At 68.5% G+C, this 21,621-nt stretch carries 19 protein-coding genes; 15 read left to right on the forward strand and 4 right to left on the reverse strand.

Going from position 1 to position 21,621, the window contains the following annotated elements:
* Positions 1-288 carry a hypothetical protein gene (locus tag ACSFBM_RS17960; RefSeq protein ID WP_435485543.1) on the reverse strand — a complete coding sequence of 96 codons (288 nt, stop codon included), beginning with the start codon at positions 286-288 and terminating at the stop codon, positions 1-3.
* 263 nt (positions 289-551) lie between these two features.
* On the opposite strand from ACSFBM_RS17960, the gene ACSFBM_RS17965 reads away from it, so the two are divergent.
* Positions 552-2,111, forward strand: coding sequence for a sensor domain-containing diguanylate cyclase (locus ACSFBM_RS17965; protein ID WP_435485544.1), 1,560 nt, complete (start codon positions 552-554; stop codon positions 2,109-2,111).
* 108 nt (positions 2,112-2,219) lie between these two features.
* Positions 2,220-3,362 (forward strand): BMP family ABC transporter substrate-binding protein, encoded by a 1,143-nt coding sequence (locus ACSFBM_RS17970; RefSeq protein WP_435485545.1) that lies wholly within the window; start codon positions 2,220-2,222, stop codon positions 3,360-3,362.
* A 45-nt stretch (positions 3,363-3,407) separates the two neighbouring features.
* Here ACSFBM_RS17970 and ACSFBM_RS17975 read toward each other — a convergent pair whose 3' ends face one another.
* Both ACSFBM_RS17975 and ACSFBM_RS17980 read right to left on the reverse strand, forming a co-directional pair.
* Complete coding sequence (locus tag ACSFBM_RS17975) at positions 3,408-4,532, reverse strand: sigma-54 interaction domain-containing protein (RefSeq protein WP_435485546.1); 1,125 nt, start codon at positions 4,530-4,532, stop codon at positions 3,408-3,410.
* On the reverse strand, positions 4,529-5,656 hold the full coding sequence (locus ACSFBM_RS17980) for an acyl-CoA dehydrogenase family protein (RefSeq protein ID WP_435485741.1): 1,128 nt from the start codon (positions 5,654-5,656) through the stop codon (positions 4,529-4,531). The genes ACSFBM_RS17975 and ACSFBM_RS17980 overlap by 4 nt, the downstream gene beginning before the upstream one ends.
* 321 nt (positions 5,657-5,977) lie before the next feature.
* Between ACSFBM_RS17980 and ssuD the strand changes: the two genes are divergently transcribed.
* The 11 genes from ssuD (at position 5,978) to ACSFBM_RS18035 (ending at position 18,013) form a co-directional block, all read left to right on the forward strand.
* Positions 5,978-7,150 carry an FMNH2-dependent alkanesulfonate monooxygenase gene (gene ssuD, locus ACSFBM_RS17985; protein WP_435485547.1) on the forward strand — a complete coding sequence of 391 codons (1,173 nt, stop codon included), beginning with the start codon at positions 5,978-5,980 and terminating at the stop codon, positions 7,148-7,150.
* Entirely contained in the window at positions 7,147-8,337 is a 1,191-nt protein-coding gene (locus tag ACSFBM_RS17990; protein WP_435485548.1) for an acyl-CoA dehydrogenase family protein, read from the forward strand. The genes ssuD and ACSFBM_RS17990 overlap by 4 nt, the downstream gene beginning before the upstream one ends.
* A gap of 348 nt (positions 8,338-8,685) precedes the next feature.
* The gene (gene msuE, locus ACSFBM_RS17995) at positions 8,686-9,288 is read left to right on the forward strand and encodes an FMN reductase (RefSeq protein WP_435439575.1); all 603 of its coding nucleotides are present in this window, start codon (positions 8,686-8,688) and stop codon (positions 9,286-9,288) included.
* 38 nt (positions 9,289-9,326) lie between these two features.
* Positions 9,327-10,463: a dimethylsulfone monooxygenase SfnG gene (gene sfnG / locus ACSFBM_RS18000; RefSeq protein ID WP_435485549.1), complete on the forward strand. Its 1,137-nt coding sequence runs from the start codon at positions 9,327-9,329 to the stop codon at positions 10,461-10,463.
* A gap of 68 nt (positions 10,464-10,531) precedes the next feature.
* On the forward strand, positions 10,532-11,377 hold the full coding sequence (locus tag ACSFBM_RS18005) for an ABC transporter ATP-binding protein (RefSeq protein WP_435485742.1): 846 nt from the start codon (positions 10,532-10,534) through the stop codon (positions 11,375-11,377).
* A gap of 14 nt (positions 11,378-11,391) precedes the next feature.
* Positions 11,392-12,273 carry a branched-chain amino acid ABC transporter permease gene (locus ACSFBM_RS18010; RefSeq protein ID WP_435485743.1) on the forward strand — a complete coding sequence of 294 codons (882 nt, stop codon included), beginning with the start codon at positions 11,392-11,394 and terminating at the stop codon, positions 12,271-12,273.
* A gap of 3 nt (positions 12,274-12,276) precedes the next feature.
* Positions 12,277-13,290: a branched-chain amino acid ABC transporter permease gene (locus ACSFBM_RS18015; RefSeq protein ID WP_435485550.1), complete on the forward strand. Its 1,014-nt coding sequence runs from the start codon at positions 12,277-12,279 to the stop codon at positions 13,288-13,290.
* 36 nt (positions 13,291-13,326) lie between these two features.
* Positions 13,327-14,661 carry an ABC transporter substrate-binding protein gene (locus ACSFBM_RS18020; protein ID WP_435439578.1) on the forward strand — a complete coding sequence of 445 codons (1,335 nt, stop codon included), beginning with the start codon at positions 13,327-13,329 and terminating at the stop codon, positions 14,659-14,661.
* 32 nt (positions 14,662-14,693) lie between these two features.
* Complete coding sequence (locus tag ACSFBM_RS18025; RefSeq protein ID WP_435485551.1) at positions 14,694-15,953, forward strand: SfnB family sulfur acquisition oxidoreductase; 1,260 nt, start codon at positions 14,694-14,696, stop codon at positions 15,951-15,953.
* Position 15,954: 1 nt separating this feature from the next.
* The gene (locus ACSFBM_RS18030) at positions 15,955-16,734 is read left to right on the forward strand and encodes an ABC transporter ATP-binding protein (RefSeq protein WP_435485552.1); all 780 of its coding nucleotides are present in this window, start codon (positions 15,955-15,957) and stop codon (positions 16,732-16,734) included.
* A gap of 37 nt (positions 16,735-16,771) precedes the next feature.
* Complete coding sequence (locus ACSFBM_RS18035; protein ID WP_435485553.1) at positions 16,772-18,013, forward strand: acyl-CoA dehydrogenase family protein; 1,242 nt, start codon at positions 16,772-16,774, stop codon at positions 18,011-18,013.
* Between the two features lie 50 nt (positions 18,014-18,063).
* On the opposite strand, the gene ACSFBM_RS18040 is transcribed toward ACSFBM_RS18035, so the two are convergent.
* Complete coding sequence (locus ACSFBM_RS18040; RefSeq protein WP_435485554.1) at positions 18,064-18,852, reverse strand: helix-turn-helix transcriptional regulator; 789 nt, start codon at positions 18,850-18,852, stop codon at positions 18,064-18,066.
* Between the two features lie 162 nt (positions 18,853-19,014).
* Here ACSFBM_RS18040 and iaaH point away from each other — a divergent pair, with 162 nt between their 5' ends.
* Positions 19,015-20,421 carry an indoleacetamide hydrolase gene (gene iaaH / locus ACSFBM_RS18045; RefSeq protein WP_435485555.1) on the forward strand — a complete coding sequence of 469 codons (1,407 nt, stop codon included), beginning with the start codon at positions 19,015-19,017 and terminating at the stop codon, positions 20,419-20,421.
* Between the two features lie 48 nt (positions 20,422-20,469).
* Positions 20,470-21,618 carry a substrate-binding domain-containing protein gene (locus ACSFBM_RS18050; protein WP_435439584.1) on the forward strand — a complete coding sequence of 383 codons (1,149 nt, stop codon included), beginning with the start codon at positions 20,470-20,472 and terminating at the stop codon, positions 21,616-21,618.
* Positions 21,619-21,621: the final 3 nt, after the last annotated feature.

The following is a 21,621-nucleotide window of genomic DNA, read 5'->3' on the forward strand; positions in this document are numbered from 1 at the left end:
CTAGACCCGGTTGGTGCGCCGCGCGTAGAACAGCGCCAGCGCAATCCCTGTCACCGCAGCACCGCCCCAGGCAGCGGCGGGGCTTCGAAGCGCGCGCATCAGGCGTGCGCGCTTGCCCAAGGGGCCATCGTCGGCATTCGCCGCGCTCTGCGCGGCCTGTTCCTTCAGGCTGAGCGGTCGCACGACGTTAGGGTTTTCCTCACCCTCCAGCACGGCTTGGGAGATGTCGAGCGGAGTCATCGATTCGTCGGCGATCGATGCAGGCATGGTGGTGGAAGCAGCGGTCATGGGCTGGCCTTTCTTTTTTCTCTGAGGGAATGATCTGGCCTGCAAGGCTGGCGCGGCACTGCGCCCGCCGCGTACAGCGAAGCGCCGACATTGAAGTAGGTCGATGCCCCGGTCTCGCCGCCCGGCCGCCGCAATGCAATCAAACGCCTGACTTTGTAAGCAATTTTGCAAATTCATGAAACAATTCGGGCCGCCTTACCCGGCGGGTGCGGCGTATCTCGCCACACTCAAGGCACTCAATCAGGCAGGCGTTGACAAATCAGATGATTTCCGACTCAGAGTTTCTTGCACAGGCGTTGATGGCGCACGGCGCATCCGCCGTGTGCAGCTACGACGCTTCGGAGCAGGTCACCTTCTGGAACGAGCGCTACCTGGCCTTCTTTCCGGAGGTGGTGCCCTTTCTGCGGGTCGGAACCACCTACCTCGAGACGCTGGAGCCCTTCCTGGCGGTGCAGCACCCCCACGCCTCCCCGCAGGAGCGCGCCGACGCCGTGCGCAACGCACTGCACCGGCACGCCCACGAGGAGGGCCCGCTCCAGTACCAGCGCGCCGACGGCCGCTGGCTGGAAATGCGCATGTTTCCCCGGCCCGGGGGCGGCCGCCTCAAGATGTGGACCGACGTGTCCGCGCAGAAGGCGCCCGGCACGGAGGGCAACCTGCTGCAGGGGCTGATGGCGGTCGTCAATGTGGGCCTGATCGTTCACGACGCGGCGGGGAGCCTGCGCTACGTCAACTCCCGGTTCTTCTCGGAGCATTTCCTCAGCCTCATCGAGCGGGTGCCGTCCATCGAGCGGCGCGATGCCGGGCAGGGTGCCTACTGGCAGAAGTTCGAGGACATCTTCGGCGGCGACGACGCCTTCGCCGAGCTGTGCCGCAGCACCGACGCCGGCCCGCTCCGGGCCCCGCTCACGATGCGCGCGCGTACCGGGCGCTTCTACCGGGTGCAGGAGCAAGCCTGGGACATGGGCGGCATCGCCTGCGTGTGGACCGACGTGACCGAGCTGGTCCAGCGCGAGGACGCCCTGCTCGCCGCGCACCGCGAACTCTCGCTGCTCAACCGGCGCCTGGTCGACCTGTCGGAGACGGATGCCCTGACCGGGCTGCCCAACCGTCGCCGTTTCAACGACGTGCTGCAGGCGGCGCAGGCGGCCGTGCAGGGCGGCTCGCAAGGGGCCGTGGCCATCGTCGACCTGGACTATTTCAAATCGGTCAACGACCGCTTCGGCCATGACGCGGGCGACGTTGCGCTGGTGGAGGTCGCCAGGCGGCTGAGCGCGCTGGTCCCGGGCACTGCCTCCATCGCGCGGCTGGGAGGGGAGGAGTTCGGCTTGGTCTTCGAGGCGATGCCGCTTGCGCAGGCGCATGCCTGCACCGAAGCCATCCGCGCGGCCTTCTCCGACCATTTGTTCTCCGTCGATTCGGAAACGATCCCGCTCACCTTGTCGATCGGCATCGCGCCATTGACGGCCACGCGCGACGCGAGCACGTCGCTCAAGGAGGCGGACATGGCGCTCCTGCGGGCCAAGGCAAGGGGCCGCGACTGCGTGGTGCTCGCGGGCCGCAACGCCGCCATTCCGCTGGACACCACGCCCGCCGAAACCCCGGCGCCGAGCGAAACGCTTGTTTTGCTGGACGCCTTCGCGGGCGACATCGACCTGAGCGCGGCCGACCTGGGCGACAAGTACGGCACCGCGAACGAGCACCCCGCCTTCGCCCGCGCCAGCTGGAAAAAGGCCATGGAGGACGGCGCGACCTTCGACCACTACTGGGGCTGGGTCGAGTACCAGATCTCCGCGAGCCTGCAGTCGCCGGAAACCGAATAGGCCGGCCATCGAGGGTCGAAACGGCCCGCTTAAAATCGTTCCCCCCGCAGCAGGGCGTCCCGGCCGGCTGCGGGTTTTTGCTTTTCCGGGGCCATGTAGAGGACCACCATGTACAAAAACCTCGCGGGCCGCGCCGTTCTGGCGTGGGTTGCCGCTTGCTGTTTGTCTCCCGCTTTTTCCCAGACGCCGCAGCCGCCGCCCAAGGTGGCGCTGACTGCGCCGCTGAAGATCGGCTTCGTCTACGTCACGCCCGTCACCGATGCGGGCTGGGTGCGCCAGCATGAAGAGGGCCGCCAGGCCGTCGCAACGGCGCTGGGCGACAGGGTGAAGACCACCTATGTCGAGAACGTGGCCGAGGGCGCCGATGCCGAGCGCGTCATTCGCGACCTCGCGCAGCAGGGCAACACCCTCATCTTCACGCCGAGCTTCGGCTACATGGAGCCGACGCTGAAAGTGGCGAAGGACTTTCCCGACGTGAAGTTCGAATCCGTCACCGGCTACAAGACCGCGCCCAATGTGGCGACCGCGAACGCGCGCTACTACGAAGGCCGCTACCTCGCGGGCATCGCGGCCGGCCGCATGACGAAGAGCAACGTGGCCGGCTACGTGGCGGGCTTCCCGATTCCCGAGGTGCTGCAGGGCATCAACGCGTTCACGCTCGGCATGCGTTCGGTGAACCCCGACGCCAAGGTGATCGTGGTGTGGCTCAACGAATGGTTCGATCCGCCGAAGGAGCGCGACGCGGCGATGGCGCTGTTCAACCAGAACGCCGACGTGGTCGCCTTCCACACCGGCTCCACGGCCGTGATGGCGGCCGCGCAGGAGCGCGGCAAGATGGCCATCGCCTACCACTCCGACATGCGAAAGATCGCGCCCGACGCGCAGCTCGTCGCCGTCACCCACCAATGGGGCGGCTACTACACGCAGCGCGCGAAGGCGGTGCTCGACGGCAGTTGGAAGAGCGGCAACGTCTGGGGTGGCGTGAAGGAAGGAATGATCCGCGTCGGCGACTTCGGCACCCGCGTGCCCAAGGCGGTGCAGGACGAGGTGCTCGCGCGGCAGCAGGACATCGCCGCCGGCAAGCTGCAGCCGTTCCGCGCAGTGAACAGCGATGTGCGCGACAACGAAGGCCGCGTCACGATCGCCAAGGGCACGCAGCTGGGCGACGAGCAGATCCTGAAGATGAACTGGCTCGTGCAAGGCGTGCAGGGGCGCGTGTCCGGCCCCAGGGCGCCTGCTCCCGTCAGGTAGTGCGCGCCTCTTCGCGCATCGACGCAGCGTTCCGCTGAACAGGCCCTACTTCAGCGCCGAGATCTCCCGGCTCTTGATCAATCGGGAGCGCAGCACGTTGCGGCTGATGCCCAGCAGCTTGGCCGCCTGCACCTGGTTGCGGTGGCAGAACTCGAAGGCCGTGCGCATCACGGTCTCCTCGATCTTCTCGAACAACTGCTCGTCGGGTTCGTTGAAGAGCTCGCGCAGCACGGTTTCCAGCGCCTGCTGCGGCGTGGCCCCGGCCGGCGCCTCGCCTTCGGCCGCGCGTCGCTGGACGTGGAGCGACGACAGGTGCAGGTGCTCCTCGCCGAGCACGTGGTGCTGGCAGATCAGCAGTGCATGGTGGATCACGTTCTCCAACTCGCGGATGTTGCCGGGCCAGCCGTGTTCGGTGAGCTTGCGCTCGGCGCCGGCGTCCAGCCGCACCGGGCCGTAGCCCAGGCGCTGGCGGTATTCCTCGATGAAGTGGCGTGCCAGCGGCAGGATGTCGCCGGGCCGCTCGCGCAGCGTGGGCAGCGCCAGGTGCACCACATGCAGCCGGTAGAACAGGTCTTCGCGAAAGTGGCCCGCGGCCACCGCGTCCTGCAGCCGCACGTTGGTGGCCGCCACCACGCGCACGTCGATGGGCACGCTCCTGCGCGAGCCCAGGCGCACCACCTCGCGCTCCTGCAGCACGCGCAGCAGCTTCACCTGGATGGACAGCGGCAGGTCGCCGATCTCGTCGAGAAACAGCGTGCCGCCGTTGGCCGCCTCGAACCAGCCGGTCTTGGACGAGAACGCACCGGTGAAGGCGCCTTTCTCGTGGCCGAACAGCTCGCTCTCGACCAGGCTCTCGGAGAAGGCGCCGCAGTTCACGGCCACGAAGGGCTTGCCGCTGCGCCGGCTCAGGTCGTGCACATGGCGCGCGATCAGCTCCTTGCCGGTGCCGGTCTCTCCGATGATGAGCACGTTGGCATCGCTGGGCGCGACCATGCGCACGCGTTCAAGCAGCGCCGCCGAGCGCGGGTCCTGGAACACCTGCGCGGTGGCGCGGATCGAGGTGGTCAGCTTGCGCGGGTTGGGCAGCGTGAGCAGCGTGGGCGCGTCCCACTCCGGCTCGCAGGCATCGGCTGGCGGCAGCACGCCGAGGGGCTGGGTGAAGGCGTTCATGAGTAGAAGGTCGGTACGGGGTATTGCTGCTTGAGGGCCCACTCGCCGAGCTCGCGCACCTTGTAGGCCACGGGGTCGTGCAGGGTCTGGGTGCGCAGGTTGCGCCAGTGACGGTCCAGGCGCAGGCCGCCGTGCGTGGCGCGCGCGCCGGCCACGTCGAACATGCGCGTACAGATGTCCAGCCCGGTGTGGGTGGCCGCGACCTTCGCGGTGGCCACGGCCACGGCGACTTCGCCACGTTCTTCCTCGGTCAGCGCCGGGCCGCGCCGCCAGGCCGCATCGAGCCGGTCGGCCGCGCGGTCGGCCAGCACGCGCACGCTTTCCAGGCCGACCCAGAACTCGCCGTACTGGCTCAGCACGTACGGGTCGTCCTGCATCTGCGCCACCTTGGCCGCATGCCAGGGGCGCGACTCGTGCAGCGTGTAGTGGCGGGCGTCGTTGAATGCCGCCTCGGCAATGCCGAGGTAGATGTTGGCCAGCACCAGCTGCGAGACCAGCGGGCGCAGGCAGGCGAACGGCGTGGACAGCGGGCCGGGGTCGGCCAGCACCTCGTGCTGCTCCACGCGCACCTTCTCGAAGGTGACGCTGCCGCTGTCGGTCTGGCGCTGGCCGATGTTGTTCCAGTCGGGGGCCACGAAGATGCCTGAACGGCCGGTGGGCACGGCCGCCACGATGAAGGCGCCGTTGCCTTCCTCGCGCGCCGAAGCGATCAGCATCTCGGAGTCGAGCGCGCCCGAGCAGAAGCTCTTCTGCCCGGTGAATTCGCGCCAGCCCGCGTGCACGCTGGACACGGTGCGGTCGTCCAGCGGGTTGAGCGCGTTGCCCCAGAACCAGCGGCGGCGCGCGGTCTGCTCGAACCACGGTTCCCACTGCGCGGGCTGCGCGAACAGGCGCACCGTTGCCAGCATCAGGTGATGAAAACCGAACACGTGCGCGATGGAGCTGTCGGCCTGCGCAAGCAGGCGCACCACGTCGAGCGTTTCGCGCCAGTCGGCGCCGCCGCCGCCGAACTCGGTGGGAATGCTGAGCGCCAGCAGTCCGCTCGCGCGCAGCGCGTCGCGCTCGGCCTTGGGCGTGCCGCCGCGCTCGTCGCGCTCCGCAGCCGTGGCGGCAAAGCGCCGCATGAGGCTGCGCGCAACGTCGTGCGGCGATTCGGAAACCGGAATGAAAGGCGCTGAAAGAACGGAACTCACAACGAAAAGCCTCGGTGGTGTGCAGGCAGCACGGTTGCTGCGCCAGCAGCATGTTGAGGGCAGCGGTGCACCGGGCCAACGACGCGATCCGTATATGCAATCTTGTTTTGCTTCCATGGCAGCAGCGCGGGCGCGGCGATGCGCCGCGTGCAGCAGATGTGGTGTTCGGCTGCTGCTGCAGCAGCAGAAATTGCATGCTTCACCGCGTTTGCGCAGGCAGGGCGACTGGCACGCTAACTGCTGAACCGCCCCATGCAAATCTTCTGGTTTCTCCCCACGCACGGCGACAGCCGCTACCTCGGCACATCGCACGGCGCCCGCACCGTGAGCCACCGCTACCTGCGCCAGGTGGCGCAGGCCGCCGACGAACTGGGCTACGAGGGCGTGCTCATTCCCACCGGCCGTTCGTGCGAAGACTCGTGGGTGGTCGCGTCGTCGCTCGCGGCGCAGACCGAGCGGCTCAAGTTCCTGGTGGCCATTCGCCCCGGCATCATCTCCCCGACCGTGTCTGCGCGGCAGGCCGCCACGCTCGACCGTTTCAGCGACGGGCGCCTGCTCATCAACGTGGTCACCGGCGGCGACCCCGACGAGCAGCACGGCGACGGCAGCTTCCTCACGCATGCAGAGCGCTACGAAGTGACCGACGAGTTCCTGCGCATCTGGCGCGGCGTGGCCGCCGGCGAAACGGTCAACTTCTCGGGCAAGCACCTGCGCGTGGAGAACGCGAAGACGCTGTATCCACCGGTGCAGCAGCCTTATCCGCCGTTGTGGTTCGGCGGCTCGTCGGAGGCCGCCATTGCGCTGGCCGGCGAGCAGGTCGACGTGTACCTCACCTGGGGCGAGCCGCCGGCCGACGTGGCCGACAAGATCGCGAAGGCGCGCGCCGCCGCCGCCCGACACGGGCGCACGTTGCGCTTCGGCATCCGTCTGCATGTGATCGTGCGCGAGACCAGCGAGGCGGCCTGGCGCGCAGCGGACGAGCTCATCTCCTATGTGACCGACGACACCATCGCGGCGGCGCAGAAGGCCTTCGCGCGCTTCGACTCGGTGGGCCAGCAGCGCATGGCCGCCTTGCACGGCGGGCGGCGCGACAGGCTGGAGGTGTCGCCCAACCTGTGGGCCGGCGTGGGGCTGGTGCGCGGCGGCGCGGGCACGGCACTGGTGGGCAGCCCCGAAGAAGTGGCGGCGCGCATCCAGGAGTACGCGGCACTGGGCGTGGAGACCTTCATCTTCTCGGGCTACCCGCATCTGGAAGAGGCGTACCGCGTGGCCGAACTGCTGTTTCCGTTGCTGCCGCTGGACCATGTGCGGCCCGCGGGGCAGGCCAACATCACGGGGCCGTTCGGCGAGGTGATTGCGAACGACATCGTGCCGCCTTCTTCACAGCCTGCGCAGCCGTCGTCGCGCACCAAGGTCGCCGCATGAAGAACTTTTCGGCCGAGGCCGGCGACGAGGCCGTGCCGTGGCACGCAGCCGCGCAGCGCGTCACGCAGGCGCTGGCGGCAACCGCCGTCGAACGCGACCTGCGCGGCGGCACGCCCAAGGCCGAGCGCGACCTGCTGCGCGACAGCGGGCTGCTGATGCTCAGCGTGCCGTCGGAGCTCGGCGGGCTGGGTGCGAACTGGCGGCAGACACTGGACGTGGTGCGCGGCCTGGCGCGCGTCGACAGCTCGGTGGCGCACCTGTTCGCCTTTCACCACCTGCTGCTGGCCACCACGCAGCTCTTTGCGCAGCCTGCGCAGTGGCAGCCGTGGATCGAGCAGACCCGCACGCAGCGCTGGTTCTGGGGCAATGCGCTGAACCCGCTCGACAAGTCCACGCGCGCGCAGGCTGTGGACGGGGGCCATGTGTTCTCCGGCCGCAAGAGCTTCTGCTCGGGCGCGAGCGACTCCGACATGCTGCTCGCCTCGGCGCTCGACGCGAACGACCGCCTGCTGATCGGGGTGGTGCCCACGCGGCGCGCCGGCATCACCGTGCTCGGCGACTGGGACAACATGGGGCAGCGCCAGACCGACAGCGGCAGCGTGCTGTTCGAGGGCGTGCGGGTCGACGCGAACGAACTGCTGCTCGACCCCGGTCCGCTGTCCACGCCGTTCGCGTGCCTGCGCCCGCTGCTCGCGCAACTGATCCTCGCGAACATCTACCTGGGCCTGGGCGAAGGCGCCCTCGCGGAGGCCAAGGCCTTCACGCTGCAGCAGGGCCGGCCATGGTTGTTCTCGACGGCATCGTCCGCGAACGAAGACCCGTACGTGCTCACGCACTACGGCGACTTCTGGCTGGCGTTGGAAGGCTCGCGCAGCCTGTTGGACAGTGCCGCCACCGCCTTCGACCAGGCCTGGCTGCGCGGCAGCGCGCTCGACGAACGAGAGCGCGGGCAGGTCGCCGTCGCGGTGGCCGCGGCCAAGGTCGCGAGCACGCGCGCCAGCCTCGAGGTGGCGCACCGCATGTTCGAGGTGACCGGCGCACGCGCGACCACGGCCGCGCTGCGCCTGGACCGCTACTGGCGCAACCTGCGCGTACACACGCTGCACGACCCGGTCGACTACAAGGTGCGCGAGCTGGGCGAATGGGCACTCAACGACCGGTTGCCGCCGCCCAGCTTCTATTCCTGACGGCCGGGTACGGCACCGATCGGCGAAGGGCCTGCGACGTGATGTCGCAGGCCCTTTTCCATTGCAGTGACAGCTGCGCGACCTGCTGCCTGAGAAGCACTTTTCGAGGCGGGTTGCTGCCTGGCGTTCATTCGGTGCGCGCATACCGATGTACCCCGAACGACTAAGCCCGGAAAGCTGCTGTTGCATCAGCAACCGAGCCGCAGCCTGCTGCCGGTTCAGCATGTGACGGAGAGGCGTTTTTTCGCTAACTCATTGATTCATAAAGAAAAAGAACATGGCACGCCAATCGCATATATCCAGCGTGCCGCGAATTGCTTGCGGCTTCTGAACTGAGGTCATATCAACATGAGTCGAAAACTGAAAGTCGTGGCCGTCTCCGGCAGCCTGCAACGTCCCTCGCGCACGCTGGTGCTGGTCGATCAACTGCTGGCCGCGCTCGGCGACGAGATCGCCATCGATGCGCGCGTGATCTCGCTCGGCGAGATCGGCCCGCATTTCGCCGGCGTGCTGTACCGCAACCAGCTGCCTGCCGTGGTGGAAGAAAGCATCGCGGCCATCGAGTCGGCCGACCTGCTGCTGGTGGCCAGCCCGGTGTACCGCGGTTCGTACACGGGCCTGTTCAAGCACCTGTTCGACTTCGTGCACCACGAGGCGCTGACCGACAAGCCGGTGCTGCTCGCCGCCACGGGCGGCAGCGACCGGCACGCGCTGGTCATCGACCACCAGCTGCGCCCGCTCTTCGCCTTCTTCCAGGCGCGCACGCTGCCCATCGGCGTGTACGCGGTCGAGAAGGACTTCGAGGGCTACGAAATTGCCAACCCCGCGCTGCGCGAGCGCATTGCGCTGGCCGTGGCGCGTGCCTTGCCGCAGCTGTCTGGTGCCGCGCCCGCCGCTGTCCCCGTTCCATCCGAGTCCCGCCAGCCCGCGCCCGTCGCGCTGGCGGCCTGAAACACAACCGATCCGACCGTTCACCGAGGAACCCTGCCATGAGCCAACCGTCTTCCACCTCCGCCCCCGTCAAGTTCGCCTACTGGGTGCCCAACGTCAGCGGCGGCCTGGTGGTCAGCACCATCGAGCAGCGCACCGACTGGAGCCTCGACTACAACCAGCGCCTCGCGCTCACGGCCGAGAAGGCCGGATTCGAATACGCGCTGACCCAGATCCGCTTCACCGCCGGCTACGGCGCGGAGTACCAGCACGAGTCGGTGTCCTTCAGCCAGGCGCTGCTGCATGCCACCACCAAGCTGAAGGTGCTGGCCGCGATCCTGCCCGGTCCGTGGAGCCCGGCGGTGGTGGCCAAGCAGATCGCCACCATCGACCACATCTCCAACGGCCGCATCGCCATCAACGTGGTGAGCGGCTGGTTCAAGGGCGAGTTCCAGGCCATCGGCGAGCCGTGGCTGGAGCATGACGAGCGCTACCGCCGTTCCAACGAATTCATCCGTGCGCTCAAGGGCATCTGGACGCAGGACAACTTCACCTTCAAGGGCGACTTCTACCGCTTCACCGACTACACGCTGAGCCCGAAGCCGGTGCAGAAGCCGCATCCGGAAATCTTCCAGGGCGGGAGCTCGCGCGCCGCACGCGACAACGCGGCCAGCGTGTCGGACTGGTACTTCACCAACGGCAACACGCCCGAAGGCCTGAAGGCGCAGATCGACGACATCCAGGCCAAGGCGGCGCACAACGGCCACACGGTGCGCATCGGCGTGAACGCCTTCGTCATCGCGCGGGACACCGAGGAAGAAGCCAAGGCGGTGCTCGCCGACATCATCAAGCACGCGCACGTCGAGGCGGTGAACGCCTTCGGCGATGCGGCGAAGCAGGCGGGCAAGGCCTCGCCCGAAGGCGAAGGCAACTGGGCCAAGTCGACCTTCGAAGACCTCGTGCAATACAACGACGGCTTTCGCACCAACCTCATCGGCACGCCGCAGCAGATTGCCGAGCGCATCGTGGCGCTCAGGGCCATCGGCGTCGACCTGGTGCTGGCGGGCTTCCTGCACTTCATCGAGGAGGTGGCGTACTTCGGCGAGAAGGTGCTGCCGCTGGTTCGCAAGCTCGAGGAAGAGCAGGCCGCCAGGGACGCCCGAGCGGCCACGCCGGCGCTGGAAACCGTCGCGTGAGCCTGGGCGTGCGCGACTTTCTCTTCGATGCGGGGCCGGTCTCGCTCGGCGTGGACCCGGTGTCCGCGGTGGCGGCCTTCGTGCCTGCCGAGCGCGCGGCGCCGCGGGCCGATAACGGCGAGGCCGTGCTGCGGCTGGAGGGCATCGACCTGTCCTTCGGCGGCGTCACCGCGCTGGCCGGTGTGGACCTGTCGATCGCCAGGGGCGAGATCCGCGCCGTCATCGGCCCGAACGGCGCCGGCAAGAGTTCACTGGTCAATGTGATCAGCGGCCTGTACCGGCCCGACCGCGGCCGCGTGTGGATCGGTGGGCGCGGCTTCGCGCAGGTGCCGACGGCGCGGCTGGCACGCCTGGGCGTGGCGCGCACCTTCCAGAACCTGGCGCTCTTCCAGGGCCTGAGCGTGCGCGACAACGTGGTGCTGGGCCGCGTCGATGCGGCACGCGCCACCTTCGTCGAGCAGCTCGTCGGGCTGGGCCGCGCACGCCGCGAGCGTGAAGACGCGCGTGCGCGCGCCGACGCGATCATCGGCTTCCTGGGCCTTGGCGCGGTGAGCGAGCGGCTGGCCGGCACGCTGGCCTACGGCCTGCAGAAGCGCGTGGAGCTGGCGCGCGCGCTGGTCGCCGCGCCCCAGTTGTTGTTGCTGGACGAGCCCATGGCCGGCATGACGGTGACCGAGAAGCGCGAGATGGCGCATTTCGTGCGCGCCGCGCGCGACGAGTTCGGCACCACCATCCTCTTGATCGAGCACGACATCGGCGTGGTGCTGGGCCTGTCCGACCGCGTGGCGGTGCTGGACTACGGCCGCAAGATCGCCGACGGCACGCCGGCCGAAGTACGCCGCGACCCGGCGGTGATCGACGCCTACCTGGGCGTTGCGCACGACGCGCATGCCGTGCACGGGGGGCCGGCCTGATGGACACCGGTGACCTGAGCTTCTTCGCCGAGGTGCTCATCGGCGGCCTGCTGTCGGGCGTGATGTATTCGCTCGTGGCCATCGGCTTCGTGCTGATCTACAAGACCTCGGGCGTGCTCAATTTCGCGCAGGGTGCGCAGCTGCTGTTCGCGGCGCTCACTTTCGTGAGCCTGGTCGAGCGCGGCGTGCCCTTTGCGCTGGCATTGCTGCTGACCTTCGCGCTGATGGTGCTGCTGGGGCTGACCATCGAGCGCACGGTGCTGCGCCCGCTGGTGAACCAGCCGCCCATCACGCTGTTCATGGCGACGCTCGGCCTGTCGTATGTGATCGAAGGCGTCGCCCAGTTGCTGTGGGGCACGCAGGTGCATGCGCTGGAGCTGGGCATTGCGGACGAGCCGCTGCAGTTCCTGGGCATCATGGTCTCGACCTTCGACCTGTTCGCCGCCGCCACCGCCGGAGTGATGGTGGCATTGCTGTCCGCCTTCTTTCGATACACCCGCGTGGGCCTGGCGTTCCGCGCGGTGGCCGACGACACCTACGCGGCCATCGCGGTGGGCCTGCGCCTGCCGCGCATCTGGGCGACGGTGTGGGCTGCGGCCGGGGTCATCGCGCTGGTGGCCGGGTTGTTGTGGGGTGCCAGGCTGGGCGTGCAGTTCTCGCTTTCTCTGGTGGTGCTGAAGGCGCTGCCGGTGCTGGTGCTCGGCGGCTTCGATTCCATCCTCGGTGCGATCGTCGGCGGCCTGGTGATCGGTGCGCTCGAAAAGCTGGCCGAGGTGTACATCGGGCCGCTGGTGGGCGGCGGCATAGAGAGCTGGTTCGCCTATGTGGCGGCACTGGCCTTCCTTCTGAGCCGGCCCAGCGGTCTGTTCGGGCAGAAGCTCGTGGAAAGGGCCTGAACCATGCGCGCAACATTCCTGCCCGATCGCTGGCCGGCATTCACCTGGCCGCTGGCCGTTCTGGTCGTCGCGTTCGGTGTGGTGCCCTTTGTCGCGTCGGGCTATGTGTTCGATGCGTTGCTCATCCCGTTCCTCGCACTGTCTTTGGCGGCGGTCGGGCTCAATCTGCTGACTGGCTATGCGGGCCAGCTGTCGCTGGGTACTGCGGCCTTCATGGCAGTCGGGGCTTTTGCGGCCTACAACTTCAGCCTGCGCGTGGAAGGCTTGCCGCTGCTTGCGAGCATCGGGCTCGCGGGGCTGACCGCGACGGCCGTCGGCCTGGTGTTCGGGCTGCCGAGCCTCAGGTTGCGCGGCTTCTACCTGGCGGTGTCGACGCTCGCCGCGCAGTTCTTCGTGCAATGGGCGCTCACCAAGTTCAGCTGGTTCAGCAACGACAACGCCTCCGGCGTGATCGATGCGCCCGCACTCGAAGTCGCGGGCATCGTGTTCGACACGCCGGTGGGCCGCTACCTGTTCTCGCTCATCGTCGTGACCGTGCTCACCGCGCTCGCCTGGCGGCTGGTGCGCACGCAAACAGGCCACCACTTCATTGCCGTGCGCGACAACGAACTGGCCGCGCGCGTCATCGGCGTGCCGGTGCTGCGTACCAAGCTGCTCGCGTTCGCGGTGTCGTCGTTCATCGTCGGCGTGGCGGGCGTGCTGTGGGGCTTCGTGTACCTGCGCACCGTGGAGCCGGCGGGCTTCAACCTCGACCGCTCGTTCCAGATCCTGTTCATCGTGATCATCGGCGGCCTCGCAACCATCCGCGGCGCCTTCTTCGGCGCGGCGCTGATCGTGGTGTTTCCGCTGCTGCTCTCGCGTGCCGGCGCCTTCCTGCTCGGCGCTCGCTTCGACTCGGGCGTGCTCGACATGAGCCAGCGCATCGTGCTGGGCGCCCTGATCATTTTCTTTCTTGCCGTGGAGCCGAAGGGGCTGGTCGCCCTCTGGGACCGGGCAAGGACGCGGCTTTTTTCCTGACCCCTTTTTTTCGCTTCCACAGAGTCATTTCGCACCATGTCCTTCATCAAGCACCTGAAAACCGCGGCCATCGCCGCGACCCTGGCCTCCGGGCTGAACATGATCGGCCTGCAGGCGGCGCACGCCGATGCCAACGAGCAGTTCTTCCCGCTGCAGAGCTACCGCGTCGGCCCGTACGCCGCGGGCGGCACCGGCTTCTTCGGCGGCTTCATCGACTACCTGAACCTCGTCAACACGCGCGACGGCGGCGTGGGCGGCGTCAAGCTGACCTGGGAGGAGGGCGAGACCCAGTACGAGGTGGAGCGCGGCGTGGAGGTGTACGAACGCCTCAAGCAACGTCCCGGCATCGCGGCCTGGAACCCGCTGTCGGTCGGCATTGCATACGCGCTGATCGACCGCGTCACGGCGGACAAGGTGCCGCTGCTCACCATCAACCACGGCCGCACCGACACCACCGACGGACGCGTGTTCAAGTACGTCTTTCCGCTGCTGCTCAACCCGTACAGCGAGACCTCGGGCATCGTGAACTACATCGCGGGCAAGGAGGGCGGCACCGACAAGCTCAAGGGCAAGAAGATCGTGGTGCTGTACCACGGCTCGCCGTACGGCAAGGAGACGATTCCGGTCTACGAACTGCTTGCGAAGAAGTACGGCTTCACGGTGCAGCAGATTGAGGTGCCGCACCCGGGCAACGAGCAGCAGTCGCAGTGGCTCACCATCCGGCGCGTGAAGCCCGACTACGTGGTGCTGCGCGGCTGGGGCGTGATGAACCCGGTGGCGCTCAAGACGGCGCAGAAGACGGGCTTTCCGGTCGACCACATCGTGGGCAACGTGTGGTCGAACTCCGAGGAAGACGTGATTCCCGCCGGCGACGCCGCCAAGGGCTACGTGGCCATCACCACCGTGGCCGCCGGCGCGCAGTACCCGGTGCTGCAGGACATCACAAAGATCGTCTATGGCGCAGGCAAGGGCAACCTGCAGGACCCGAAACGCATCGGCAGCGTCTATCACAACCTGGGCGTGCTCAACGGCATCCTGAACGTGGAGGCGATCCGTATCGCGCAGGCGAAGTTCGGCAAGCGCACGCTCACCGGCGACGAGATCCGCTGGGGCCTGGAGAACCTGAAGATCGACGAGGCGCGCGCCGCCGCGCTCGGCGCCAAGGGCCTGTTCCATTCGATCAACGTGACCTGGGACAACCACGAAGGCGACGGCCGGGTGGCATTCCAGCAATGGGACGGCAGCAAGTGGAACGTGGTGTCCGACTGGATCGCGCCCGACTGGAAGCTGCTGCGCCCGATCATCGAGAAGTCGTCGCTGGCCTATGCGAAAGAGAAGAACGTCAAGGTGCGCAAGAGCATCGACGACTGAGCCGCACGCACACATTCCTGAAAGGCAACCCCATGTCCGCTGTTCTTCAACCCTCCGCATCCGCACCGGCCGCAGCCAACGACCCGGTGCCCGGCCTGCCGCTGTCCGACACGCCCGCGCATGTGATCCGCGACGACGCCGAGGCAATTGCCGTGGCGCATGCGATCGCCGCAAAGCTGCTCGTCGGCGCCTCCGAGCGCGATCGCCTGCGCCGCTGGCCGGTCGAGGAGATCGACGTCTACTCGCAAAGCGGCCTGTGGGCCATCAACGTGCCCAGGGCCTTCGGCGGTGCGGAGGTGTCGTACGCGACGCTGGCCGAGGTGATTGCCATCATCTCGGCGGCCGACCCGTCGCTGGGCCAGATCACGCAGAACCACCTGGGCTTTGTCGCGGCGGTGCGCACGGTGTCCGACGCGGCGCAGAAGAAGCTGTTCTTCGCCGATTTCCTGCGCGGCGTGCGCTGGGGCAATGCGTTTTCCGAATCGGGCTCGAAGCGCGCGGCAGACTTCGAGACGCGCTTCACCGACGCGGGCGACCATGTGGTGGTCACGGGCAAGAAGTTCTATTCGACCGGCGCGCTGCTCGCGCACTACGTGCCCATCGTGGCCAACGACGAACAGGGCAACACCTGGTACGTGGTGGCCGAGCGCAATGCGCCGGGCCTCACGGTGATCGACGACTGGTCGGCCTTCGGCCAGCGCACCACGCTCAGCGGCACGGTGGTCATCGACCATGTGAAGGTGCCAAAGACGCACCTGATCCCGGCCTACAAGGGCTACGACACGCCTTCGGCCGACGGCGCGATCTTCCAGATCATCCAGGCGGCGGTCGACGTGGGCATTGCGCGCGGCACCATCGCGGAGACGGTCGACTTCATCCGCACCAAGACGCGTCCGTGGATCGACAGCCAGCGCGACCACGCGTGGGAAGACCCGTACTCGATCCAGGCCGTGGGCGACCTGCAGATCCGCCTGCACGCCAGCGAGGCCTTGCTGGAGCGCGCCGGCCGTGCCATCGACCGCGCGGTGGCCGCGCCCGACGCCGACAACGTGGCGGCGGCGCAGATCGCGACGGCCGAGGCGAAGGTGCTCTCCACCGAAATCGCGATCCTGGCCACCAACAAGCTGTTTGAACTGGCCGGCACGCGCTCCACGCTGGGCCAGTACAACCTCGACCGGCACTGGCGCAATGCGCGCACGCACACGCTGCACGACCCGGTGCGCTGGAAGTACGCCATCGTGGGGAACTACTTCCTCAACGGCGTGAAGCCGCCGTTTCATGCGTGGAGCTGAGGTGACGGCCCCCCTGCTGCGCATCGAGGCCGTCGAGGCCGCGTACCAGCGCTCGATCGTCGCGTTGCACGGCGTGAGCCTCGACGTCCACGCCGGTGAGATCCATGCGCTGCTCGGCGCCAACGGCGCGGGCAAGTCGACCACGCTCAAGGCCGTGTCGAACCTGCTGCCGGCCGAACGCGGGCAGGTCACGGCCGGGCGCATCGTGTTCGACGGGCACGACGTGGGGCGCACCTCCACGGCCGACCTCGTGCGGATGGGGCTGGTGCAGGTGCTCGAGGGGCGTCATTGCTTTCGCTCGCTCACGCTCGAAGAGAACCTGCTCACCGGCGCGCTCGGGCGCAGCGCGCGGCGCGCCGAAGCCGCCGAAGACCTCGCACGGGTCTACGAGATCTTTCCGCGCCTGAAGACCCAGCGCCGCGTGCTCGCGGGCCTGAGCTCGGGCGGCGAGCAACAGATGACGGCCATCGGCCGCGCGCTCATGTCGCGGCCCCGGCTGCTGGTGCTCGACGAACCGTCGATGGGACTGGCGCCGCTGGTGGTGCGCGGCATCTTCGAACAGCTGCGCAAGCTGAACCGCGAGCAGGGCCTGTCGATCCTCGTCGCGGAACAGAACTCGACCGTGGCCCTGCAGTACGCCGACCGCGCCACCGTGCTCGACGCCGGCATTGCCGTGCTCGGTGGGGACGCTCAGGCGCTGCGCCAGCGCGCCGACATCCAGTCTTTCTATTTCGGCGAGGGCGTGGCGGGCAACGACGCCGTGGCCGAAGCCGCTGCCTGAACCCTTTCATCGATTTTTCAACCGAGGAGTCCGCACCATGAGTCTCACGCTCGAGCAAGCGCTCAAGAACTCGCCCTGGCAGGGCAAGCCGCGTCCCGCCGACGCATCGCAATGGCTGGCCCGCGCGGGCGAAGTGGCGGCCATCCTCGCGCGCGACCAGGTGGCGCGCGACCGCCGCCAGGCCGTGCCCAAGGCCGAGGTGCAACTGCTGAAGAACGCGGGCCTCACCACGCTCCTGGGCCCCGTGGCGCATGGCGGCGCCGGGCAGTCCTGGGACACGGCCTACAAGGTCATTCGCGCCGTGGCCTCGGGCGACGGCTCCGTCGGGCAACTGCTGGGCTACCACTACCTGTGGGCCTGGGCGGTGCACCTGGTGGGCACGCCGGGGCAGATCGAGGCGGTGGAGGCGCTCTACACGGCCAACGACCTGTTCTTCGGCGGGGCGGTGAACCCGCGCGACGGCGACCTGGGCATCACCGAGGTCGACGGGCAGCTGGTCTACAACGGCCGCAAGTCGTTCTCGACCGGCTCCAAGGTGTCGGACCTCACGGTGCTCGAAGGGGTGCTGCAGGGCACCGACAAGCACATCTTCGCCATCGTGCCGTCAAAGCAGGAAGGCATCGTGTATCACGACGACTGGGACCACCTGGGCCAGCGCCTCAGCGAATCGGGCGGCGTGACGATCAAGGACGTGCGCATCGACTGGGCCAGTGCCGCCGGCTATGTCGACAAGGTCTACCAGAGCCGCACCTACGAGACGCTGAACCTGCCGGCCATCCAGCTGGTGTTCGCCAACTTCTACCTCGGCATCGCCGAAGGCGCGCTGAAGACCGCCGCGCGCTACACGCGCGAGACGACGCGCGCCTGGCCCTACGGCGGTGACAACAAGGATGCCGCCAGCGACGAGTGGTACATCCTGGAGGCCTACGGTACGCTGCAGTCGCGGCTGTGGGCCGCCGAGGAGCTGGCCAACTCGGCGGGCGCTGAAATATCGGCGCTGCTGCATGCCGAGCGCGATGCGCTCACGCCCGAGGCGCGCGGCCGCGTGGCGGTGCGCATTGCCGCGGCCAAGCAGGCGGCGGTGGACATCGGGCTGGAGATCAGCACCAAGGTATTCGAGGTGACGGGCGCGCGCGCCACGGCCAACGCGGTGGGGCTGGACATCTTCTGGCGCAACATCCGCACGCACTCGCTGCACGACCCCATCGCCTACAAGCGGCGCGAGGTGGGCGCCTATGCGTTGCGCGGGCAGATTCCGCAGCCGACCTGGTACACCTGAGCGCTCGCCGGGTGGGCGGGGCGCTTCAGGCAGCCGCACGACTGAAGGTACTAGCCGTCGGCGAAGGCCTCGCCGCCGATCATGGACTGCACCCTGGCGGCAAGCTGCGTGCGGTTTTCGACATGCAGCTTGCGAAACGCATTGCCCAGGTGGAAGCGCACCGTGGGCAGTCCCACGGCCATGCGCTTGGCGATGAGCTTGTCTGGGCATCCCGAGACCACCAGCGCCGCCGCCTCGGCCTCGCGCTGGCTCAAAGCGGACTTGCGCTGCAGCAGCTCGGTGACGCCTTCGTGCGCGCGCATCGACGAGGTCGGCCCCGCCTGCCATTTGAAGCGCGCCAGCGCGCCTGCGAAGGCGGGCTCGACCAGGCGCAGCGCCTCGATCTCGTTCGCGTCGAAGTTGCCGCGTTCGCGGTGGCGCCAGATGCGCATGTCGCCGGTGCATTCGCCGTCGGCGAAGACATAGACGTTCACGCCCCAGTGCATGCGGTCGCGTTTCAGGAAGTCGTTGAAGAACTCGGTGCGCGACAGGTCCTGCTGGCAGAGGATCTGCGTGGCCAGCGTGGGGTGGCGACGTTCCATCATCGGAAAGGTCAGCGGGTCGACGAAGCGGTAGTACTCGTCCCAGCTGCGCAGGTTCTCCACCGACATGTTCAGCGCCTTCACGCGCGCGAAGCACTGCGCGGCGGCGTCCCAGGTGAAGGACACGTAGGTGTCGGCGTGCAGCAGGTCGAGCATGGGCAAGGCCAGGTCGGCGCGCAGGGCGTCGGGGTCGCTCGCTTCGGCCAGCAGCCGCATGACGTCGCCCAGGGCGCGCGTCTGTGTCGTGGAGAGGTGCATGGCAGGGGTCAAGCAAAGACCGTGCGAACTTCAGTGCTGGCGATGCTAGCCCCGGCAATGGGCGCCGGTATCGGGGCCGACCCGTAGGCCCCCCTATCTATCGTGCTAGGTGTGAGCGGCTGCTGCGATTCCTAGCATCGGGCCATCGTTACGGGAACTCACATGAACCTCACACAACTGGGCGTCGCGCAACTGCGGCGCGAACTGCGGTCGGGCGCGGTGCGCAGCATCGACGTGGCCGACGCGCTCATCGCGCGCACCGAGGCGCACGCTGCGCTGAACGGCTACGTCGCCTTCGACCCCGAGGGCCTGCGTACCCAGGCCAGGGACGCCGATGCGCGCATGGCGGCAGGCGAAGACCTGCCGCTGCTGGGCGTGCCGGTGGCGCTGAAAGACAACATCGACGCGGTCGGGCTGCCCAGTTCGGCGGGCACGGGCGCGCTGCTCGGCCTGCACCCCCCGCAGGACGCCGAACTGGTGCAGCGGCTGCGCAAGGCCGGTGCGCTCATCGCCGGCAAGGCGAACATGCACGAGCTGGCGATGGGCATCACCACCAACAACAGCGTGACCGGCGCCGCACGCAACCCATGGGATGCATCGCGCATTCCGGGCGGCAGCAGCGGCGGCTCGGGCGTGGTGGTGGCGGCCGGCCTGGTGCCCGCGGCCATCGGCACGGACACCGGCGGTTCTGTGCGCGTGCCTGCCGCGCTGTGCGGCGTGGTCGGCCTGCGCCCGACGACCGGGCGGGTGCCGGGCCGGGGCATCGCGCCCATTTCGCTGACCCGCGATGCCGCCGGACCCCTTGCGCGCAGCGTCGAAGACTGCGCCTTGCTCGACGGCGTGCTCAGCGGCAATGCGCAAGCGCTGGTGCCCGTGTCGCTGCAAGGCGTGCGGCTGGGCCTGCCGGGGCCGGGCTTCTGGGAAGGGCTGGAGCCTGGCGTGCACAGCGTCGCGCATGAAGCCATCGAGCGCCTGCGCACGGCCGGCGCGCAGTTGGTCGAGGTGCCGCTGCCCGCGCTGGCGGGTTTCAACGAGGCGGCGGGTTTTCCGATTGCGCTGTACGAATTCGTCAGGGACATGGGCGACTACCTGCAGTACGCGCAGCGCGGCGTGAGCCTGCGGCAACTGGTCGACGCCATCGGCAGCCCCGACGTGGCGGCCATCGTGCAGCCGCTGCTGGGCGAAGGCGCGGTGCCCGAGGCCGTGTATGCGCAGGCACTGCAGGCGCGGCGCGGGCTGCAGGCCGTCTATGCCGAAGCCTTCGCCGCGCATGGCGTGCGGGCGCTGCTGTTCCCCACCACGCCGCTGACCGCCGCGCCGGTGGGCCACGACGTGACCGTGCAGCTGAACGGCGAAGCGCTGCCGACCTTTGCCGCCTTCATCCGCAACACCGACCCGGGCAGCAACGCCGGCATTCCCGGCGTGACGCTGCCCGCCGGCCTAGCGGGCGGGTTGCCGGTGGGGCTGGGCCTGGACGCTCCGGCGGGCAGCGACCGCGGCCTGCTGGCGCTGGCCGCCGCCGTCGAGGCGGTGCTGCCGCCCTTGCCATCCGCGCCCTGGATGCGCTGAGCGCGCCCCGCCCGATTCCGTCTTTCTTCATTGCAACCAGGAGTTCTCATGGACCGTCGTACCTTTCTCCACGGCATTGCAGCCGCAGCGGCCGCCAGTTCGGCGGGCGTGCGCGCGGCCTCACCGCTCAACGTGGCCGTGATGCTGCCGATGAGCGGGCCGGCCGGACTCTTCGGCCCCTCGGCCAAGGCCTGCGCCGAGCTGGCCGTGCAGACGATCAACGCGCGCGGCGGCGTGCTGGGCCGCACCATCAACCCGCTGTTCGGCGATGCCGGGCTGCCGCCCGCCGAGGCCTCGCAGACCGCGCTGAAGCTCTGGAAAGGGCAGGGCGCGCAGGCGGTCATCGGCATGCACGACAGCGCGGTGCGCGGCGCGCTGGTGGGGCTCTTCAAGGGGCAGGTACCGTACTTCTACACGCCGGTGTACGAAGGCGGCGAGTGTGCGCGCGGCACCTATGTGAACGGCGAAACGCCGGCGCAGCAGCTCGCACCGGTCATTCCCTGGCTCGCGGCGGAACGCAAGCCGAAGAAGTGGTACCTGATCGGCAACGACTACGTCTGGGGCCGCAACACCAACGCCGCGGCCAAGGGCTACATCGCCCAGACCGGCGCGCAGGTGGTGGGCGACGAGTACCTGCCTTTCACGGCCGACAACTTCGACTCCAGCCTCGCGCGCATCCGCGACAGCGGGGCCGATGCGGTGCTGGTGTCGCTGGTGGGCGGTGCCTCCGTCACCTTCAACAAGGCCTTTGCGAGCTTCGGCCTGGCCGACAAGGCGATCCGCCTGGGTTCGCTGCTCGAGGAGAACACGCTCGCCGGCATCGGCCTGGCCAATGCGCGCAACCTGTATTCGAGCGCGGGCTATTTCGCCAACATCGAGACGCCCGCGGCCAAGGCCTTTTCGGACGCGTACTTCAAGCGCTTCGGTGCGCAGGCGCCCGCGCTCAACGGCCTGGCCGAGTCGGTGTACGAAGGATTTCTGATGCTGGAGGCCATTGCCGCGCGCGCCAAGTCGCTCGACGTGGCGAAGATGGAGCCCGCCAGCGAAGGCGCGAGCTACAGCGGCCCGCGGGGCGCAGTGACCATGCACGCGCGCCACGTCGACCAGGACATCTACCTCGCCGACGTGGGTGAGAAGGGCTTTCGCGTGGTGAAGACCTTTCCGCACATCGCGTCCGGCCAGACCTGCAAGGTGTGACGC

Origin of the sequence: Variovorax pasteuri (assembly GCF_051216435.1) — a bacterium.
GTDB lineage: Bacteria > Pseudomonadota > Gammaproteobacteria > Burkholderiales > Burkholderiaceae_C > Variovorax.

Bases quoted from the DNA above. Each gene is read 5' to 3' on its own strand.
- ACSFBM_RS17960 (WP_435485543.1), bottom strand. From the start codon at position 288: ATGACCGCTGCTTCCACCACCATGCCTGCATCGATCGCCGACGAATCG.
- ACSFBM_RS17965 (WP_435485544.1), top strand. From the start codon at position 552: ATGATTTCCGACTCAGAGTTTCTTGCACAGGCGTTGATGGCGCACGGC.
- ACSFBM_RS17970 (WP_435485545.1), top strand. From the start codon at position 2,220: ATGTACAAAAACCTCGCGGGCCGCGCCGTTCTGGCGTGGGTTGCCGCT.
- ACSFBM_RS17975 (WP_435485546.1), bottom strand. From the start codon at position 4,532: ATGAACGCCTTCACCCAGCCCCTCGGCGTGCTGCCGCCAGCCGATGCC.
- ACSFBM_RS17980 (WP_435485741.1), bottom strand. From the start codon at position 5,656: ATGCGGCGCTTTGCCGCCACGGCTGCGGAGCGCGACGAGCGCGGCGGC.
- ssuD (WP_435485547.1), top strand. From the start codon at position 5,978: ATGCAAATCTTCTGGTTTCTCCCCACGCACGGCGACAGCCGCTACCTC.
- ACSFBM_RS17990 (WP_435485548.1), top strand. From the start codon at position 7,147: ATGAAGAACTTTTCGGCCGAGGCCGGCGACGAGGCCGTGCCGTGGCAC.
- msuE (WP_435439575.1), top strand. From the start codon at position 8,686: ATGAGTCGAAAACTGAAAGTCGTGGCCGTCTCCGGCAGCCTGCAACGT.
- sfnG (WP_435485549.1), top strand. From the start codon at position 9,327: ATGAGCCAACCGTCTTCCACCTCCGCCCCCGTCAAGTTCGCCTACTGG.
- ACSFBM_RS18015 (WP_435485550.1), top strand. From the start codon at position 12,277: ATGCGCGCAACATTCCTGCCCGATCGCTGGCCGGCATTCACCTGGCCG.
- ACSFBM_RS18020 (WP_435439578.1), top strand. From the start codon at position 13,327: ATGTCCTTCATCAAGCACCTGAAAACCGCGGCCATCGCCGCGACCCTG.
- ACSFBM_RS18025 (WP_435485551.1), top strand. From the start codon at position 14,694: ATGTCCGCTGTTCTTCAACCCTCCGCATCCGCACCGGCCGCAGCCAAC.
- ACSFBM_RS18035 (WP_435485553.1), top strand. From the start codon at position 16,772: ATGAGTCTCACGCTCGAGCAAGCGCTCAAGAACTCGCCCTGGCAGGGC.
- ACSFBM_RS18040 (WP_435485554.1), bottom strand. From the start codon at position 18,852: ATGCACCTCTCCACGACACAGACGCGCGCCCTGGGCGACGTCATGCGG.
- iaaH (WP_435485555.1), top strand. From the start codon at position 19,015: ATGAACCTCACACAACTGGGCGTCGCGCAACTGCGGCGCGAACTGCGG.
- ACSFBM_RS18050 (WP_435439584.1), top strand. From the start codon at position 20,470: ATGGACCGTCGTACCTTTCTCCACGGCATTGCAGCCGCAGCGGCCGCC.